This is a genomic window from Streptomyces sp. NPDC001599, assembly GCF_042893535.1.
Lineage (GTDB): Bacteria > Actinomycetota > Actinomycetes > Streptomycetales > Streptomycetaceae > Streptomyces.
Window position 1 is genome coordinate 1 of the sequence record NZ_JBIAVA010000017.1, and the last position, 16,367, is coordinate 16,367.

At 74.1% G+C, this 16,367-nt stretch carries 17 protein-coding genes; 10 read left to right on the plus strand and 7 right to left on the minus strand.

Annotated features, from left to right (window positions below):
- Window positions 1-380: 380 nt before the first annotated feature.
- A complete protein-coding gene (locus ACFYZ3_RS31810; RefSeq protein ID WP_388524939.1) occupies window positions 381-1,364 on the plus strand; it encodes a fibronectin type III domain-containing protein in 984 nt (327 codons plus the stop codon).
- Window positions 1,365-1,535: 171 nt separating this feature from the next.
- A complete protein-coding gene (locus ACFYZ3_RS31815; RefSeq protein WP_388524941.1) occupies window positions 1,536-2,093 on the plus strand; it encodes a hypothetical protein in 558 nt (185 codons plus the stop codon).
- A 21-nt stretch (window positions 2,094-2,114) separates the two neighbouring features.
- On the opposite strand, the gene ACFYZ3_RS31820 is transcribed toward ACFYZ3_RS31815, so the two are convergent.
- The 4 genes from ACFYZ3_RS31820 to ACFYZ3_RS31835 all read right to left on the minus strand — a co-directional run bounded on the left by ACFYZ3_RS31820 (window position 2,115) and on the right by ACFYZ3_RS31835 (window position 6,236).
- Complete coding sequence (locus ACFYZ3_RS31820; protein ID WP_361014442.1) at window positions 2,115-2,666, minus strand: PadR family transcriptional regulator; 552 nt, start codon at window positions 2,664-2,666, stop codon at window positions 2,115-2,117.
- Window positions 2,667-2,731: 65 nt separating this feature from the next.
- The gene (locus ACFYZ3_RS31825) at window positions 2,732-4,747 is read right to left on the minus strand and encodes an FAD-dependent oxidoreductase (protein ID WP_388524944.1); all 2,016 of its coding nucleotides are present in this window, start codon (window positions 4,745-4,747) and stop codon (window positions 2,732-2,734) included.
- 110 nt (window positions 4,748-4,857) lie between these two features.
- Window positions 4,858-5,229: a hypothetical protein gene (locus ACFYZ3_RS31830; protein ID WP_358740038.1), complete on the minus strand. Its 372-nt coding sequence runs from the start codon at window positions 5,227-5,229 to the stop codon at window positions 4,858-4,860.
- A gap of 104 nt (window positions 5,230-5,333) precedes the next feature.
- On the minus strand, window positions 5,334-6,236 hold the full coding sequence (locus ACFYZ3_RS31835) for a hypothetical protein (protein ID WP_388524947.1): 903 nt from the start codon (window positions 6,234-6,236) through the stop codon (window positions 5,334-5,336).
- Between the two features lie 256 nt (window positions 6,237-6,492).
- On the opposite strand from ACFYZ3_RS31835, the gene ACFYZ3_RS31840 reads away from it, so the two are divergent.
- Complete coding sequence (locus ACFYZ3_RS31840) at window positions 6,493-8,601, plus strand: SpoIIE family protein phosphatase (RefSeq protein WP_388524949.1); 2,109 nt, start codon at window positions 6,493-6,495, stop codon at window positions 8,599-8,601.
- On the opposite strand, the gene ACFYZ3_RS31845 is transcribed toward ACFYZ3_RS31840, so the two are convergent.
- Window positions 8,591-9,433 carry a putative protein N(5)-glutamine methyltransferase gene (locus tag ACFYZ3_RS31845; RefSeq protein WP_388524952.1) on the minus strand — a complete coding sequence of 281 codons (843 nt, stop codon included), beginning with the start codon at window positions 9,431-9,433 and terminating at the stop codon, window positions 8,591-8,593. The two genes, ACFYZ3_RS31840 and ACFYZ3_RS31845, sit on opposite strands and share 11 nt — an antisense overlap.
- A gap of 262 nt (window positions 9,434-9,695) precedes the next feature.
- Between ACFYZ3_RS31845 and ACFYZ3_RS31850 the strand changes: the two genes are divergently transcribed.
- The 6 genes from ACFYZ3_RS31850 to ACFYZ3_RS31875 all read left to right on the plus strand — a co-directional run bounded on the left by ACFYZ3_RS31850 (window position 9,696) and on the right by ACFYZ3_RS31875 (window position 14,383).
- On the plus strand, window positions 9,696-10,232 hold the full coding sequence (locus ACFYZ3_RS31850) for a MarR family winged helix-turn-helix transcriptional regulator (RefSeq protein ID WP_388524955.1): 537 nt from the start codon (window positions 9,696-9,698) through the stop codon (window positions 10,230-10,232).
- A 49-nt stretch (window positions 10,233-10,281) separates the two neighbouring features.
- Window positions 10,282-10,887, plus strand: a complete 606-nt coding sequence (locus ACFYZ3_RS31855; RefSeq protein ID WP_388524957.1) for a sulfite oxidase-like oxidoreductase — start codon at window positions 10,282-10,284, stop codon at window positions 10,885-10,887.
- Complete coding sequence (locus ACFYZ3_RS31860; RefSeq protein WP_388524960.1) at window positions 10,880-11,662, plus strand: ferredoxin reductase; 783 nt, start codon at window positions 10,880-10,882, stop codon at window positions 11,660-11,662. Before ACFYZ3_RS31855 ends, ACFYZ3_RS31860 begins: the two co-directional genes overlap by 8 nt.
- Before the next feature lie 151 nt (window positions 11,663-11,813).
- Window positions 11,814-12,398: a hypothetical protein gene (locus ACFYZ3_RS31865; RefSeq protein ID WP_388524962.1), complete on the plus strand. Its 585-nt coding sequence runs from the start codon at window positions 11,814-11,816 to the stop codon at window positions 12,396-12,398.
- 118 nt (window positions 12,399-12,516) lie between these two features.
- Window positions 12,517-13,485: an acetylxylan esterase gene (locus ACFYZ3_RS31870; protein WP_388524965.1), complete on the plus strand. Its 969-nt coding sequence runs from the start codon at window positions 12,517-12,519 to the stop codon at window positions 13,483-13,485.
- 124 nt (window positions 13,486-13,609) lie between these two features.
- On the plus strand, window positions 13,610-14,383 hold the full coding sequence (locus tag ACFYZ3_RS31875) for a winged helix-turn-helix domain-containing protein (protein ID WP_361014417.1): 774 nt from the start codon (window positions 13,610-13,612) through the stop codon (window positions 14,381-14,383).
- Between the two features lie 9 nt (window positions 14,384-14,392).
- Here ACFYZ3_RS31875 and ACFYZ3_RS31880 read toward each other — a convergent pair whose 3' ends face one another.
- Window positions 14,393-15,118, minus strand: coding sequence for a methyltransferase domain-containing protein (locus tag ACFYZ3_RS31880; RefSeq protein ID WP_388524968.1), 726 nt, complete (start codon window positions 15,116-15,118; stop codon window positions 14,393-14,395).
- 4 nt (window positions 15,119-15,122) lie between these two features.
- A complete protein-coding gene (locus ACFYZ3_RS31885) occupies window positions 15,123-15,710 on the minus strand; it encodes a PadR family transcriptional regulator (protein WP_388524970.1) in 588 nt (195 codons plus the stop codon).
- 80 nt (window positions 15,711-15,790) lie between these two features.
- Between ACFYZ3_RS31885 and ACFYZ3_RS31890 the strand changes: the two genes are divergently transcribed.
- Entirely contained in the window at window positions 15,791-16,201 is a 411-nt protein-coding gene (locus ACFYZ3_RS31890) for a nuclear transport factor 2 family protein (RefSeq protein ID WP_388524973.1), read from the plus strand.
- Window positions 16,202-16,367 lie beyond the last annotated feature (166 nt).

Genomic DNA, 16,367 nt, shown 5'->3' on the forward strand with positions numbered 1-16,367 from the left:
GGCCGGCACCCGGGCCCTAACGGGCCCCCCAACCCCGGGCGCGACCCCTTTTTGCCGGCCCGGGGGGCCCCCGCCCGCGGGGCGCCGGGGGGGGGGGGGGGGGGGGGGGCCGGGGGGGGGGCGGGCCGGGCCTGTTCCGGCTCCGGCCCGCCCGGCCGCCCGCGCCGGCGCGGGATGGCGACGACAGCGGTCCGCGCGCCATCGGCCCGAACTTACCCGGAAACGCCGGGAGTTCGGCCGTGAGGTGACTCAGCATACGTAACCCTCCCGAGTGACCGTTGCCCGCGGCCCTCTTGATGTGACCGCGTCACGGGCGTCATATTGGTCCGGACCTTTACAGTCCATCGCCGTCCAACCGGCGCCGCAGCGGAGGCAGAGCCGTGCGCGAGGTTCCCGTTCCCCCTCTCCCGCGCCGGTGCGCCCTGCTCTGCGGGACGCTCCTCCTGCTCACCTCCTGCGGCTGGGGCCCGGGCGGGGACGGCGACGGCGGCGGGCTGCCCGCGATACCCACGGGCGTCACGGCCGAGGCCGGCAGCGCGACGACCGTGCACGTGATGTGGAACGCGGTCGACGGCGTGCGGACCTACGAGGTGTATCGGGGCGGCACGCTGGTGAAGGAGGTGCCGGCGGCCGAGCGGATGGTGGACGTCACCCGGCTGCGCCCCTCGACGGCGTACGTCTTCACCGTGCGGGCGCGGGACGCCGACGGGCGGCTCGGTCCACGCAGCCGGGAGGTGCGGGCGACCACTCCCGCCGCGGTGGCCGACGACTCCGCGCCGACGCGCCCGGGAGACGTCCACGGCCGGGCGGCGGGCAGCCGGGCGGTGCAGCTCACCTGGTCGGCGGCGAAGGACGACCGCGGTGTGGTGTCGTACGACGTCTACCAGGGCGACACGAAGGTGCACAGCGTCGGCGGCAACCAGACGGCGGCCGTGGTGACCGGACTGCGGGCGGGCACTCGCTACGCGTTCACCGTGCGGGCCCGGGACGCCGCCGACAACGTCTCCCCCGCGGGCGCCGCCGTCCGGATCACCACCCCGGGCACCGACGACGGACACGCCACCGCGCCCACCGACCTGCGCGTCGCCTCCCACCTGGCCGACGGGGCCTACTACCTGGACCTCTCCTGGGTCCCGCCGCGCACGGAGACACCGGTGACCGAGTACCAGATCCACCTGGACGGCCGTGCGGCGACCTCGCTGGTCTACGGCGCCGACGCACCGCGCGACCGCGCCGAGTACAGCTTCTACGCCGGACGCGAGGCCGGGGTCGTGCACCGGGTGCGGATCCGGGCCAGGCTGGCCGACGGAACCTGGGGCGGCTTCTCGGCGGAACGGAAGGTGGCGTTGGGGGCCGGCGGCTGACGTGCCGCCCGGCCGGCCGGGGCCCGGCTCGGGGAGGGCGTCACCTGGGCGGTCGCGCTCCGCATGCGGGCACGGCCGGCGGCCTGTTGGCTGCCAGCGGGGGCACGGGCGTTTCCGATCCCGGCGGCGCAAGGGATGTACCGCCGACCGTGCCGCCGGAGGGCAGTCCACATGCGCATCTCATCGCCGCTTCTCCGCTCCGGCGCCACCGTGGCGGCCGCCGCCGTGCTGCCCGTCGCCCTGGCCGCCGGGCCGGCCCCGGCGGGACCGGGGATCTCCGTGAGCACCACCGGGACCACGGTGTCGGTCACGACCACGGCCTGCGCCCAGCTCAACGGCAGCTGGGGCACCGCCTCGCTGCTCACCAGCAGCCAGCGGGACTTCGCCCAGGGGCGTCAGGTGGCGCTGTCCGGCAGCGGTTCGGGTCAGTCCGCGGCCTGGTCGGGAATCTCGCCGGGCACGTACACGGTGATCGTCATGTGCTCCAACAACAGCACCGCGGGCACCCAGACGGTCATCGTCTCCTCCGCCCCCTCTCCCTCCCCCTCGCCCAGCCGCTCGGCCGCTCCCAGCCCGTCCGCCTCGCCCGGCGGCGTCATGGGCGGTCTCGGCGGTGCCGTCCAGCAGTACGGCACGGCCACCCTGGTGGCGGGCGGCGCGCTGGTGGGGACCGGCGTCATCGCCGCGGCCTGGTTCCTGCGCCGCCGCTCGAAGCCGTACCGGTTCTGAGCGGGGCACCCGCAAAGGGTGTCAGGCCGGTTCGTCACCGGGCAGCTCGGCGAACTCGGCCAGCGCGTGTCCGAGCCACTGGGTCCAGAACGTCTCCAGGTCGATGCCGGCCCGCAGCACCAGGTGCCGCAGCCGGTCCTCGGTGCTGTCCCGGCCGGGCGGGAAGTCGCGCCGCTCGATCTCCTCGTACTCGGCCAACTGCCGCTCGTGCAGCTCCAGATGACGTCGCAGGTCCGCCTCGACACCGGCGGTGCCGACCACGGCGGCGGCGCGCAGCCGCAGCAGCATGGTGTCCCGCAGGGGCTTGGGATCCTGCGGGGCAGCGGTCCAGCGGGACAGTTCGGCCCGGCCGGCGGGCAGGACCTCGTAGGACTTCTTCTGGCCGCGGGCCGGCTGCTGGCCGGGCAGCGCACGGATCAGGCCCTGTGCCTCCAGTTTTCCCAGCTCGCGGTAGATCTGCTGGTGCGTCGCCGACCAGAAGTAGCCGATCGACCTGTCGAACCGGCGGGTCAGCTCCAGCCCGGACGACGGCTTTTCGACCAGGGCGGTGAGGATCGCGTGCGGGAGTGACATGGCCTCATCCTAGGGACGGCCCGTCCTCCGCCCGCGCCCCTCCCGTCCTCCGCACCCACCCTCTTCTAGAGCGCCGCCGCCAGCTCGGTGCCCTGTTTGACGGCGCGCTTGGCGTCCAGTTCGGCGGCCACGTCGGCGCCGCCGATGAGGTGCGCGCGGTGTCCGGCGGCGACCAGGTCGTCGTACAGGCCCCGGCTCGGCTCCTGCCCGGTGCACAGCACGACGGTGTCGACCTCCAGCACGGTGGACTCGTCGCCGACGGTGATGTGCAGTCCGGCGTCGTCGATCCGGTCGTAGCGCGCGCCCGGGACCATGGTGACGCCGCGGTGCTTCAGTTCGGTGCGGTGGATCCAGCCGGTGGTCTTGCCGAGCCCGGCGCCGACCTTGGTGGTCTTGCGCTGGAGCAGGTGGACGGTGCGCGGCGGCGCGGAGCGCTCGGGCGCGGCGAGGCCACCGGGGGCGCGGTAGCCGGTGTCGACGCCCCAGAGGCGGAAGTACGTCTCGGGGTCCTCGTGCGCCTTGTCGCCGCCGTCGGTGAGGTACTCGGCGACGTCGAAGCCGATGCCGCCCGCGCCGAGGATCGCGACGCGTTCGCCGACGGGGGCGCCGTCGCGCAGGACGTCGAGGTAGCCGACGACGGACGGGTGGTCGACGCCGGGGATGTCGGGCGTGCGGGGGGTGACGCCGGTGGCGACGACGACCTCGTCGTGACCGGTGAGGTCGTCGACGCCGACGCGGGTGTTCAGGCGCACGTCGACGCCGTGCGCCGCGAGCTGCGTGCGGAAGTAGCGCAGCGTCTCGTCGAACTCCTGCTTGCCGGGGACCTTGCGGGCGACGTTGAGCTGTCCGCCGATCTCGCTCGCGGCGTCGAACAGGGTGACCTCGTGGCCGCGTTCGGCGGCGCTCACCGCGCAGGCGAGGCCGGCCGGTCCGGCGCCGACGACCGCGACGCGCTTGCGGCGCCGGGTCGGGGACAGGACCAGCTCGGTCTCGTGGCAGGCGCGCGGGTTGACCAGACAGGAGGTGATCTTGCCGCTGAAGGTGTGGTCCAGGCAGGCCTGGTTGCAGCCGATGCAGGTGTTGATGGCCTCGGGGCGGCCGGCCGCGGCCTTGGCGACGAAGTCGGGGTCGGCGAGCATCGGGCGGGCCATCGAGACCATGTCGGCGGTGCCCTCGGCGAGCAGGGCCTCGGCGACCTCGGGGGTGTTGATGCGGTTGGTGGTGACGAGCGGGACGGACACCTCGCCCATGAGGCGCTTGGTCACCCAGGTGTAGGCGCCGCGGGGCACGGAGGTGGCGATGGTGGGGATGCGGGCCTCGTGCCAGCCGATGCCGGTGTTGATGAGGGTGGCCCCGGCGGCTTCCACGGCCTTGGCGAGGGTGATCACCTCGTCGAGGGTGGAGCCGCCGGGCACCAGGTCGAGCATCGACAGGCGGTAGACGACGATGAAGTCCTCGCCGACCGCCTCGCGCACCCGGCGGACGATCTCGACGGGGAAGCGCGTGCGGTTCTCGTACGAGCCGCCCCAGCGGTCGGTGCGGTGGTTGGTCCGCGCGGCGATGAACTCGTTGATCAGGTAGCCCTCGGAGCCCATGATCTCGACGCCGTCGTACCCGGCCTCGCGGGCGAGGCGGGCGGTGCGGACGTAGTCGTCGATCGTGCGCTCGACCTCGGCGTCGGTCAGCTCGCGCGGGACGTGCGGGCTGATCGGGGCCTGGAGGGCGCTCGGGGCGACCAGGTCCGCGTGGTAGGCGTAGCGGCCGAAGTGCAGGATCTGGAGGGCGATGCGGCCGCCCTCGCGGTGCACGGCGTCGGTGACGACACGGTGCTGCTCCGCCTCCGCCTCGCAGGTGAGCTTGGCGCCGCCCTCGTACGGGCGGCCCTCGTCGTTGGGGGCGATGCCGCCGGTGACGATCAGGCCCACTCCCCCGCGGGCCCGGGCGGCGTAGAAGGCGGCCATGCGCTCGAACCCGCGCTCGGCCTCTTCCAGGCCGACGTGCATGGAGCCCATCAGGACCCGGTTGGGGAGCGTGGTGAAGCCTAGGTCGAGCGGGCTCAGCAGGTGCGGGTAACGGCTCATCGGGCCCTCCGTGCGCGGTGTGGTGCCTCTGTTGTAGAGGACCGCCACGCCTTTGTGCAACTAGTTGCATAAGGACGCGGCGTACGCCACACCGACGCCGGCGGACTCCGTCAGCGGCTCTCGAGCCGTACGTGCAGTTCCCGCTCCTGGTCCCCGGAGGCCTGGCTCAGGTCGTGCACGGTGAACAGGGAGTCCAGGGTGGTGCGCAACCTCTCGATCGCCCAATAGCCGCCCTGCGCGTCGGCCTCCACGGACGCCCCGAGCCGAGCGGGGTCGCACTCGCCCGGCTGCTCGTCGGCCACGTCGAAGGTGCCGAGCCACACGGTCGGGCGCACCTCGTCGTACTCCCGGGTCACGTCGCCCGCGTGCCGGTCGGAGGAGAAGCACGCGCACAGGGTGTCGAACACGGTCCGGGCGTCCTCCTTGCTGCATCCGCTCAGCTCCACCGAGACGGACTCCGGATGCAGTCGCTCACCGTCCATCGTGATCGCTCCCTCTCGTGGTCGTGACCGAAACCGCTCTCGCCGATACCACCAGAAAAGCACCACCGGCGGCCCGGCGCGAAGGGGCCGGAGCCGGACCGCGGTCAGCCCCGGGTGAACCGGTACGTCTTGCTGTCCGTGAGCACACAGAAGCCCGGCGACACGACGATCACGCGCAGGGTGCCGCTACGCCGGTCGTAGTCGATGCCCTCCGCCTCGAAGCCGCCCGAGCAGGCGCTGCGCAGGGGCAGCTGCCGCAGCGCGGTGACGTGTCCGGTGACGTCGGCGGTGCCGTTCGGTGCCGCCGACAGGTCGATCCGCAGCAGCGGTTTGGTGATGCCGAAGAGCGTGCCCTCCGGGTCGTCGGAGGAGCACAGCAGCGTGGTGGCGTCCAGGAAGTCGCAGCCCTGGACGTCGCGCACGGCGTGGTCCAGGTGGACGGTGGCCGCCTGCGGGAGGTTCGCCGAGGGCGAGGTGGCGGGGTTGACTCCCGGGTTCGGGAAGACCAGCAGCCGGTTCATGGTGCCCCACTCGCCCGCCAGCATCCACTGGCCGTCGGGCGAGACGGCGGACCACGAGTTGTTCAGCGCCTCGCCGGGGCTCAGCGTGTGCACGTACTCCGACCAGCTCCCGTCCGGTGCCTGTACGCGGAACATCTTCGTGTTCCCGTCGTCGCGCTGGTACGGCTCGACGTAGTGGCCGTCGTAGGAGGCGTCGGGGTCGCCGACGTGGTTCCAGCCGCGGGTGCTGAGGCCGAGCGGGATGGTGCCTATGCCGGTGTAGCGGTTGGGGCTGCCGGCCGGGACCTCGACCGAGGCCAGGCCCTGGCTCTCGGTCAGCGGGTCGGCTCGGTCGGAGCCCACCTCGGTCCAGGTGTCCGCGGTCCGGGCACCTGCGGCGGGGGCCGGGGCGTCCGCCTGTGCCGGACCCGCGAGGCCGACGGCGAGAGCGAGGACGGCGAGTCCGGTCAGGGCGGTGTGACAACGTTGCCTGGCACGCAGGGGCATGGGGGCTCCTCGGTGGGGGTGGCCGGGCGGCACGGGCGGGCGGGCGGCACTCGGCGCACAGTCTGGACCGTCCGTAGAGTCATGTACAGACCAACTCCGGACGCGCTTCGTGCGGCGGTCCCCGGCCTGCGGGGAGATGCTGGAAGGAGACGGCGGAGCCCCGGCGGCACCGGCCCTTCACGCGGCGGAACGCGGTAGAACAGGGGGGTCGGCAGCGAAGGGCGTGCCGCGTCGGACGGTGAAGGCGGGGCGTGGGATGGGTGCAGCGGGGTCTGCGGGGTTCGAGGGCGAGCCGTCGCCGCGCGGACCCGTGCGGCCCAGTGGACTGCTCGACCTGCTGAACGTGGCCTCGATCGTGCTGGACGCCGAGGGCCGGATCGTCCTGTGGAGCCCGCAGGCCGAGGAGCTGTTCGGCTGGTCCGCACCGGAGGCGCTGGGGCGGTACGCCGCCCGCATCATGGTCGACGAACGCCATCTGGACCTGGTCGTCAAGCTGTTCGGGGACGTCATGAGGACGGGCCGGAGCTGGGCGGGCGCCTTCCCCGTCCGGCACAAGGACGGCAGCACCCGGCTGGTCGAGTTCCGCAACATGCGGCTGCTCGACGACCGCGGGGACGTCTACGCCCTGGGACTCGCGGCCGACCAGTCGATGGTCCGCCGGCTGGAGCGGGACGTGGCCCTGTCCACGAGGGTGATCATGCAGTCCCCGATCGGGCTGGCCGTCCTGGACACCGACCTGCGGTACGTCTCGGTCAACCCGGCGCTGGAACAGCTCAACGGCATCCCCGCCGAGGAGCACCTCGGCCGGACGGTCCGTGAGCTGCTGCCGCAGGTGGACGCCGACCCGCTGGAGGCGGCGGCGCGCGGGGTGCTGGAGACCGGGCGTCCGGTGGTCGACCTGCCCGCGACCGGGCGGACGCCCGCCGACCCGGACGAGGAGCACGCCTGGTCGGTGTCGCTGTACCGGCTGGAGGACGCCCTGGGCGCCGTGCTGGGGGTGGCGGTCTCGATCGTCGACGTGACCGAGCAGTACCGGACGGCCGCCGAGGCCGAGGGCGCGCGGCGCCGGCTCGCCGCCGTGGCGGACGCCTCCGCCCGGATCGGCACCACGCTGCGGCTGGACCGCACCGCGTACGAGCTGGCCGACGTGGCGGTGCCCGGCCTCGCGGACGTCGCCGCCGTGGACCTGCTGGACGCCGTCGTGGAGGGCCGGCGCAGCACCCTGGGCCCGGCCGAACCCGCGGTGATCAGGGCGCTGGCCGTGCGCGCGGACGACGGGGCCCGGGACGCCCTGCGGGCCGCCGACCCGCCCGGCGGCGTCGCCCGGTACGGACCGGACCGCCTGGTCACCGAGTGCGTGCGCACCGGCCGCCCGGTGCTGGTGGCCCGGGTGACGCGGGAGGACCTGGGACGCATCGCCCGCTCGCCGGAGGCGGCCGGGTTGCTGCGCGGGGCGGGCGTCCACTCGTACCTGGCCGTGCCGCTGATCGCGCGGGGCGAGGTGCTCGGCGCCCTGGACCTGAAGCGGATCTCCAACCCGCTGCCGTTCGACGAGGACGACCTGCTGCTGGCCCGGGAGCTGGCCGCGCGGGCGGCGCTGCAGATCGACAACGCCCGCTGGTACCAGAACGCCCGCGACACCGCCCTCACCCTCCAGCGCAGCCTGCTGCCCAGCCATCCGCCGGTGACGGGCGGTCTCGAGGTCGCCTCCCGGTACCAGCCGGCCGGGGGCACCAGCGAGGTCGGCGGCGACTGGTTCGACGTGATCGAGCTGGCGGGCGGCAGGACCGCGCTCGTGGTGGGCGACGTGATGGGCAGCGGTATCGCGGCGGCGGCCTCCATGGGGCGGCTGCGCACCGCGACGAACACCCTGGCCGCCCTCGAACTGGACCCCGCGCAACTGCTCGGGCACCTGGAGCGGACCACGGCGGGCCTGGACCAGGCCATCGCCACCTGCCTGTACGCCGTCCACGACCCGCACCTGCGGCGGTGCCTGATCGCCAACGCCGGGCATCTGCCCCCGGTCCGCCTGCGGGCCGGCCGGCCGCCCGAGCTGCTCGACCTGCCCACCGGGGTGCCGCTCGGAGTGGGCGGCGTCGCCTTCTCCACCACCGAGGTCGGACTGGAGCCGGGCGACCGGCTGGTGTTCTACACCGACGGCCTGGTCGAGACGCGCAGGCATCCGCTGGACGAGCGGCTGGACGCGCTCCTCGCCCTGCTGGACGGCCCGGACCGCCCGCTGGAGGAGGTCTGCGACCTGCTGCTGCGCACCCTGCACGAGCCGGAGAACTCCGACGACGTGGCCCTGCTGATCGCCCGGGCCACACCGCCGGCGCAGCGCGGCGGCGGGACGCTCAGTCCCTGACGCCGATCACCACATGGGCGTACAGCTCCTCGCAGAGCGCGAGGCGGGTCGTCAGACCGGCCCGGGTGAAGGCTTCGACGGCGTCGGGTGCCTGGCGTTCGCTCGTCTCGACCAGCAGGCAGCCGCCCGGGGCCAGCCAGCCGGGTGCCGCGGCCGCGACCCTGCGCAGCACGTCGAGGCCGTCGGTGCCGCCGTCGAGGGCGACCAGCGGTTCGTGGTCGCGGGCCTCGGCGGGCAGCAGGGCGACCTCGCCGGTGGGCACGTAGGGCACGTTGGCCGCGAGGATGTCCACCCGGCCGCGCAGGGCGTCGGGCAGCGCGTCGAACAGGTCACCGGTGTACACCCGGCCGCCCGCGTCCGCGAGGTTGCCGCGGGCGCAGCGCACGGCGGCCGGGTCGACGTCGGCGGCATGCACCTCGGGCCGGTCCAGGGCGGCCGCCAGTGCCGCTCCGACGGCCCCGGACCCGCAGCACAGGTCCACGACGACGTTCGCGTGCGGTGCGTGGGCCAGGGCCTCGGAGACCAGGAACTCGGTCCGGCGGCGGGGCACGAAGACACCGGGGGCGACCGCGATGCGCAGGCCGCGGAACTCGGCCCAGCCCAGGACGAGTTCCAGGGGCAGGCCGCCGACGCGGCGGTCGACCAGGGCGGTGAGTTCGGCGGCGGTGCGGGCGGCGGTCAGGATGAGCGCGGCCTCGTCCTCGGCGAAGACGCAGCCGGCGGCGCGCAGCGCGGCCACGACGGCCTCGGGCGACGGGAGGGACGCCGAGAAGGGGGCGCGGAGGGCGGAGGAGGACACCGGGGTGGGCGAAGCGGGGAAAGTGGGAGGCATGGAAGCCGAGAGCCTTTCGGGAACCGAAGGGCGCTCTCGCGGTCACTCGTCTCCGGTGACCGCACTGCCGTGAGGTGAGAGCACCCGGGCCGACACAGCGGTAATGGGTCTCACCTCCCAGTCGTCCGACGGCCGGGGCGGTCCGCGGCCGACGGACACACTACCCCAATGATCAGACCCCGGGGACCTCCCGCACGTGGTTGACTCCCGGGATCTCCTCGTCAAAGTTGTACTGTGCAACCTGCAACGCGGAGGAGGAGTGGTGACGGCTGCCGAGACACCGGACGAGACGACCGTCGTTCCCGGCGGATGCCCCGCGGACGCGGCCGTGGAGACCATCCAGCGCGAGATGACGGTCTTCGCCCGCCGGGCCCGCGCCTCGGCGGGCCGCATGCACCCGGAGCTGTCGCTGGTGTCGTACACGCTGCTCGGGCACCTGGAGGAGCGGGACGGCCGCCGGGCCACGGACCTGGCCGCCCACTACGCCCTGGACAAGTCCACCGTCAGCCGCCAGGTGTCCGCGCTGGAGCGCGCCGGACTGATCGAGCGGCGCGTCGACCCGGACGACCACCGCGTCCAGGTTCTGCATCTGACCGAGTCCGGACGGCAGGTCCTGGACCGGGTCACCGAGCGGCGGCGGGCCGCCTTCCGGGAGCGGCTCGCCGACTGGCCCGAGGAGGAGCTGCTCCGCTTCGCCGCGTACCTGGAGCGGTACAACGCGTGGCCGGACGGGGCCCCGGGCCGGGAGCGGGACCGGGCCGCGGCTCCGGACACGTACGGTTGGACGAGTACGCACTGATCACCCGGCCGCGGGCAGCCCGCCCCGACGGCCCGAAAGGCCCCACCGCATGAACACCACCCGAGGCTTCACCGGGCGTCCGCGCGCCGCCCGGCCGGGGCTGCCGCCCGGCCAGTACGACGCGGGCGACGACTGGCCCGTGCTGTCCGCCGAGGTCACGCCCGAGATCGCGCCCGCCGACTGGACCTTCCGCGTGGGCGGTCTGGTGGCCGAGCCCCGCAGCTGGGACCTGGCCGGGGCGCGCCGGCTGCCGGCCTCCGGGTACGCGGGCGACATCCACTGCGTCACCGGCTGGTCGAAGTTCGGGGTGCGGTTCGGGGGCGTGTCGCTGGACGCCTTCCTGGACGCGGCGGGTCCGCTGCCCTCGGCCACGCACGCCGTCGCCCACGCGCACACCGGCTACACCGCGAACCTGCCGCTCGCGGACCTGACCGGCGGACAGGCCTGGATCGTGTGGGAGTACGACGGGCAGCCGCTCGCCCCCGAGCACGGCGGTCCGGCGCGGCTGGTGGTCCCGCACCTGTACTTCTGGAAGAGCGTGAAGTGGATCGCGGGGCTCGAGCTGCTCGACCACGACGAGCCGGGCTTCTGGGAGCAGAACGGCTACCACGCCCGCGGCAATCCCTGGGAGGAGCAGCGGTACTCCGGTGACTGAGACGGCCACGCACACGACGGGCGCGGGGGCCTTCACTCCTCCGACGCGGTTCGCCGTGCCCGGGCGCATCGAGGTGAACGGCCGGGTGGCCGGGACGTGGCAGACGGCCACGCTCACCGAGATCCGCCGCGAGACGCCCCGCGCGTCGACCTTCCGCCTCGCCGTGCCCGGCTGGGCGGGCCACCTGCCCGGCCAGCACCTGATGCTGCGGCTCACCGCCGCGGACGGCTACCGGGCCCAGCGCCACTACTCGCTGGCGTCCGCCCCGGACGAGTCCGGCCACGTCGAGCTGACCCTCGACCGGGTGCCCGACGGGGAGGTGTCCGGCTGGTTCCACACGGTGGCGCGGCCCGGCGACGAGATCGAGGTGCGCGGTCCGCTCAGCGGCTTCTTCGCCTGGCCGGGCGACCGGCCCGCCCTGCTGCTCGGCGCCGGGTCCGGCGTAGTTCCGCTGATGTCGATGGTGCGGCACCACCGGGCGCGGGGGCTCACCGTGCCGCTGCGGCTCCTCGCGTCCGCGCGCGGCCCCGAGGAGCTGATCTACGCCCGTGAGTTCGGTGCGGAGACGACGCCCGTGTTCACCCGCACGGCACCGGCCGGGACGCCCGTGGGCCGGCTGACGTCCGCGCATGTGGCGCCGCTCCTCGCCGAGCCGCCCGCCGGCGGCTGGGAGGCCTACGTGTGCGGGTCGAACGCGTTCGCGGAGCACGCGTCGCGGCTGCTGGTGGCGGCCGGACAGCCGGTGGACCGGATCCGGATCGAACGCTTCGGCTGATCCCGCCCGGTTCGTGAGCGAGGCCCGCAGGACTGGGTACCAGTCCAGTGCGGGCACTCGCACACAGGGCGCGACACGAAGGCGCGGCGGCCCCCGCGCTCGACGGCCGTCCGTCCGCTCCTCCGGTCGCGGTGATCGCGGGGAGGTCGACATGCGAATCCGGGTACGCGGCCGGCGCCGGCGGCCCAATCCACTGCGGCGCAGGTCGGACGTCGTCGAGGCGTGGACCAAGGTGGTCGTCGCCCTGCTGCTGTTCGTGGCCGCGCCGGCGCTCGGTGCCGCCACCGCGTGGTGGGGCTACGGGCAGGCGCAGGCGATCGTCGCGGAACAGCGGGCCGAACGGCACCACGTCCGGGCCACGGTGGTGGACCGCACCCCGAGCGCCCTGTCGACGGGACAGCTCGGCGGACAGCACTCCTACCGTGCCACCGTCCACTGGAAGGCACCGGACGGCACGGAGAAGAGCACCACGGCGCGGGTGCCGGCCGACACCCGGCACGGTGACACCGTCGACGTGTGGCTGGATGCCCACGGCCAGAGCGTGCCCCCGCCGTCGGACGGTGCCGAGATCTGGCAGCACAGCGCCACCATCGGCTCGTTCACCACCATCGGGACGGTGCTCACGGTGCTCCTCGCGCACCGCGCCGTACGCGCGGTGGCCCTGCGGCACCGCATGGCGGAGTGGGACCGCGACTGGGCGCTCACGGAGCCGCAGTGGACCCACCGCCGGGCCTGACACCGCCCCCGCCCACGCGGTTGCCGAGGGCGGCCGGACCTGGCGTTTCCGCGAGCCGCTCACGTACCGTGTGATCACCCGTACGGTCTGCTGCGTCTCTCCGCAAAGGCGGTTCCCGATGGCCATGTTCGACCTTCCGCTCGACGAACTCCACGCCTACCGCAGCGCGTCGGCCGAGCCCGAGGACTTCGACGCGTTCTGGAGCAAGACGCTCGCCGAGGCCCGCGAGCACGAGCTGGACGCCCGCTTCGATCCGGTCGACACGGGACTGTCCACGGTGCGGGTGTACGACGTGACGTTCGCCGGGTTCGGCGGCCACCCGGTGAAGGGCTGGCTGATCCTTCCGGCCGCGGCGGCCGAGCCGTTGCCGCTGGTCGTGGAGTTCGTCGGGTACGGCGGTGGGCGCGGGCTGCCGCACGAGCACCTGCTGTGGGCGTCCAGCGGCCGGGCCCACTTCGTGATGGACACCCGGGGTCAGGGCAGCGCCTGGGGCGGCGGTGGCGGCACCGCGGACCCCGTCGGCGGCACGCCCGCGTACCCGGGGTTCATGACCCGGGGCCTGGACGCTCCGGAGAACTACTACTACCGCCGGGTCTTCACCGACGCCGTGCGCGCGGTCGAGGCGGCCCGTTCGCACCCGCTGACCGACCCGGCCCGCACCGTCGCGCTGGGCGCGAGCCAGGGCGGCGGCATCACGATCGCGGTGGGCGGCCTGGTGCCGGACCTGGTCGCCGTCGCGCCGGACGTGCCGTTCCTGTGCGACTTCCCGCGTGCGACCACGCTCACCGACCGGCACCCCTACCGCGAGGTCGGCCTGTACCTGAAGACCCACCGCGGCCGGACCGGGGACGCGCTGCGCACGCTGTCCTACTTCGACGGCGTGCACTTCGCGGCGCGGGGCCGGGCCCCGGCCCTGTTCTCGGCCGCCCTGGAGGACCAGACCTGCCCGCCGTCGACCGTTTTCGCCGCGTTCAACGCCTGGTCGCACGAGGACCGGACGATCGAGGTGTACGACTTCAACGATCACGAGGGCGGCGGGCCGTACCAGGAGGCCGCGAAGCTGCGCTGGCTGAGCCGCCACGCCTGAGGTTCGTGGGTGGGGTTTCGGCCGAACCGGCGGACCGGACTTCCCACCTGGTTTAGACCAATGGTAATCCTGGTGGCGCACCGAGCCCGCGCGGCTACCGTACGTCATCAACAGGAGGCGCGGCATGGCCCGCACCACCCCGCACGACCAGCCCCCCGCCGATCCGGCACCCGCTGCGGCACCCGCCGACGCCCCGCCGCCCCTGTACCGACGGGTGGCGGACCAACTGCTCGGCGAGTTGCGCGACGGGACCGTCCCCCCGGGTGAACGGCTGCCCGGCGAGCGGCGGCTGGCGGAGCACTTCGGAGTCAGCCGGGAGACCGTGCGGCAGGCCCTGGACGTGCTGCGCCGCGACGGTCTCCTCACCACCGACCGGCGGGGCAGTCATGTCGCCCTGCCGGGACCGCCGGCCGGAAGTGCGGCGCCCCTGGTCTTCCCGGTCGGCGCCCGGGCGGCGGAGCCGCGCACCGGCGACCGTGCCACCGTCGTCTGGGGGACGCCGCCACCGGAGCACGCCGCGGCGCTGGGGCTGGTGCCGGGCCGGCCGACCCTGATGCACCGCTACACCTCGGCGGCGGCCGGCGGCAACGGCAGGCGGACCGCGGTGACATCGTTTTCCGCCGTGGCGCTGGCCGAGGTCGAGGAACTGGCCCGCTACCGCGACCGGGCCGACGGGGTCGCCTGCGCGCAGTTGCGGCGGGCCTACGACTGGATGCGCCGCGCGGGCCTGACGCTGCATCACCGGGACACCATCACGCTCCAGCCCGACACCGCGTCGGTCCGGGTCGTTCGGCGGGTGCACGACCAGTACGCGCGCCCGCTGGAGATCACCGATCTCCTGGTGGACACCCGACAGGACGCCCTGGTCTACGAGTTCACGCTGCCGGCGGCCGGCTGACCTCTCGCCCTACGGGAGTCGCCGGGCCACGACCAGCCGGACCCGCGGGCTGCCGTCGGGGCGGTGTCCGAACTCCGGCAGGGCGCGCAGGACCGTCCGGAAGCCGGCCCGCGACAGCTCGCGGCCCACGTCCCCGAGCCGGAACGTCCGGTAGTACATGACGAACGGCGGCCGCCACAGCGCGTTGCGCACCCGCATCGCCGCGTCGAAGCCGAGCAGCGTCCAGTACCCCGGGGAGCCGGGCCGGGGCGGGGCGACGACGGGGAAGGCGAAGCAGCCGTCCGGCCGGAGCACGGAGCGCACCTGGCCGAACAGGCCCGGCAGTTCGCGGGGCAGGAAGTGCCCGAACGCCCCGAAGCTGACCACGAGGTCGAAGGCGGGGCCGAAGGGCAGGGCGCGGGCGTCCGCGCGCACCCAGGAGACCGCCGGGCCCGGTGGCAGGGTGCGCCCGCGCGCGACGTCCAGCATGCCCGCACTGAAGTCCACCCCGGTCACGCCCCGTTGGCACACCCGGGCCAGCGCGCCGACGCCCGCGCCGGTGCCGCAGCACAGGTCGAGTCCGGCGTCGAAGGGTCCCAGCGGCTCCAGCGCGCGGGCCACGGCGTCCAGCACCCGGTCCGGCGTCCGGTACGGGGTGTGGTCGAACTTCGGGGCGAGCAGGTCGTAGCCGTGCTCGACCGAGGACAGTGCCTGGACGGCGAGTTCGCGCAGGGTGGGGCCTTCGGGTCTGAACATCCGGTCAGCCTAGGGCCTGTCCGGCGGGCCCCGTGGGAGCGCGGCGCTCGTCGAGCACGGCGAGTACGCGCTCGCACCAGCGGGCGTTCTCCCGCTCGAACGTGATACCGGCGGCCAGGGTGAGGTAGGGCCCGACGCGGTCGGCGTCCCGGAGGTGTTCCTCCTCGGTGCGGCCGTCCAGGAGGCGTTCCCGCACCCGCTCGTAGCGGGCGAGTTTGCCCAGCGCCCAGGCCCTGCGCTCCTCGACCAGCGCGCGGACCGCCGCCGGGTCGACGCCGTCCATGGCCTGCATCTTGATCAGGAACTCGTCGCGGATGGCGGTGGGCCGCCGGGTCGGCGCGGCGGCGAAGACGCCGAGCTGCTCCCGGCCCGCCTCGGTGAGCGAGAACAGCCGCTTGGTGGGCCTGCGTTCCTGCGGCACGGTCCGGGCCTCGATGAGTCCGTCGCCCGCGAGGCGCTCCAGCTCCCGGTAGAGCTGCTGCGGCGTGGCGGGCCAGAAGTTGGCGAGCGACACGTCGAACACCTTGGACAGCTCGTAGCCCGAGGCCTCGCCCTCGAGCAGGGCGGCCAGGACGGCGTACTTGAGAGACATGTCGACACGCTAGCAAGCGAGGACCAGTCCGACTACTCTACTCCACACTTATTCAATTAGTTGAGTACGAAGGAGTTGCGATGCGGGCATTCCGCGCGGCGGTCGAGGCACACGACATCGACGCCGTCGAAGCACTGCTGGCCGACGACGTGGTCTTCTCCAGCCCCGTCGTCTTCAAGCCCTACCGGGGCAAGGCGATCACGGCGGCGATCCTGCGCGCGGTCGAGCGCGTCTTCGAGGACTTCCGCTACGAGCGGGTCATCGGCGAGGCGGACGGCCGCGACCACGCCCTGCTCTTCGCGGCGCGGGTGGGCGACCGCGAGATCAGCGGCTGCGACTTCCTGCACCTGGACGCGTCCGGCCGCATCGACGAACTGACGGTGATGGTGCGCCCGCTCTCGGCCGCCCAGGCCCTGCAAACGGCCATGGCCGCGCAGTTCGAGCGGATCGCGGAGGAGGCGCAGGAGGCCCGGACACCCTCGGCGGGCTGAGAGCCCGGCACGGGACATCGCGGAAGACGGAACAGACTCCGCACCGGCCGCGTTGTAGGGGGTGGGACGAGACTTGTCCCACCCGCACCGCCACGGCACACCGTCCGTGATAGGGTGCAGTCAGCACTTGTGTACGCCCCCCTTGATCGGGGCGCCGGTGCCAGTT

Excerpts from the sequence above, each read along its gene's own strand:
- ACFYZ3_RS31885 (WP_388524970.1), bottom strand. The coding sequence starts at position 15,710 with ATGTCTCTCAAGTACGCCGTCCTGGCCGCCCTGCTCGAGGGCGAGGCC.
- ACFYZ3_RS31870 (WP_388524965.1), top strand. The coding sequence starts at position 12,517 with ATGGCCATGTTCGACCTTCCGCTCGACGAACTCCACGCCTACCGCAGC.
- ACFYZ3_RS31825 (WP_388524944.1), bottom strand. The coding sequence starts at position 4,747 with ATGAGCCGTTACCCGCACCTGCTGAGCCCGCTCGACCTAGGCTTCACC.
- ACFYZ3_RS31855 (WP_388524957.1), top strand. The coding sequence starts at position 10,282 with ATGAACACCACCCGAGGCTTCACCGGGCGTCCGCGCGCCGCCCGGCCG.
- ACFYZ3_RS31830 (WP_358740038.1), bottom strand. The coding sequence starts at position 5,229 with ATGGACGGTGAGCGACTGCATCCGGAGTCCGTCTCGGTGGAGCTGAGC.
- ACFYZ3_RS31820 (WP_361014442.1), bottom strand. The coding sequence starts at position 2,666 with ATGTCACTCCCGCACGCGATCCTCACCGCCCTGGTCGAAAAGCCGTCG.
- ACFYZ3_RS31815 (WP_388524941.1), top strand. The coding sequence starts at position 1,536 with ATGCGCATCTCATCGCCGCTTCTCCGCTCCGGCGCCACCGTGGCGGCC.
- ACFYZ3_RS31890 (WP_388524973.1), top strand. The coding sequence starts at position 15,791 with ATGCGGGCATTCCGCGCGGCGGTCGAGGCACACGACATCGACGCCGTC.
- ACFYZ3_RS31875 (WP_361014417.1), top strand. The coding sequence starts at position 13,610 with ATGGCCCGCACCACCCCGCACGACCAGCCCCCCGCCGATCCGGCACCC.
- ACFYZ3_RS31880 (WP_388524968.1), bottom strand. The coding sequence starts at position 15,118 with ATGTTCAGACCCGAAGGCCCCACCCTGCGCGAACTCGCCGTCCAGGCA.
- ACFYZ3_RS31845 (WP_388524952.1), bottom strand. The coding sequence starts at position 9,433 with ATGCCTCCCACTTTCCCCGCTTCGCCCACCCCGGTGTCCTCCTCCGCC.
- ACFYZ3_RS31865 (WP_388524962.1), top strand. The coding sequence starts at position 11,814 with ATGCGAATCCGGGTACGCGGCCGGCGCCGGCGGCCCAATCCACTGCGG.
- ACFYZ3_RS31840 (WP_388524949.1), top strand. The coding sequence starts at position 6,493 with ATGGGTGCAGCGGGGTCTGCGGGGTTCGAGGGCGAGCCGTCGCCGCGC.
- ACFYZ3_RS31835 (WP_388524947.1), bottom strand. The coding sequence starts at position 6,236 with ATGCCCCTGCGTGCCAGGCAACGTTGTCACACCGCCCTGACCGGACTC.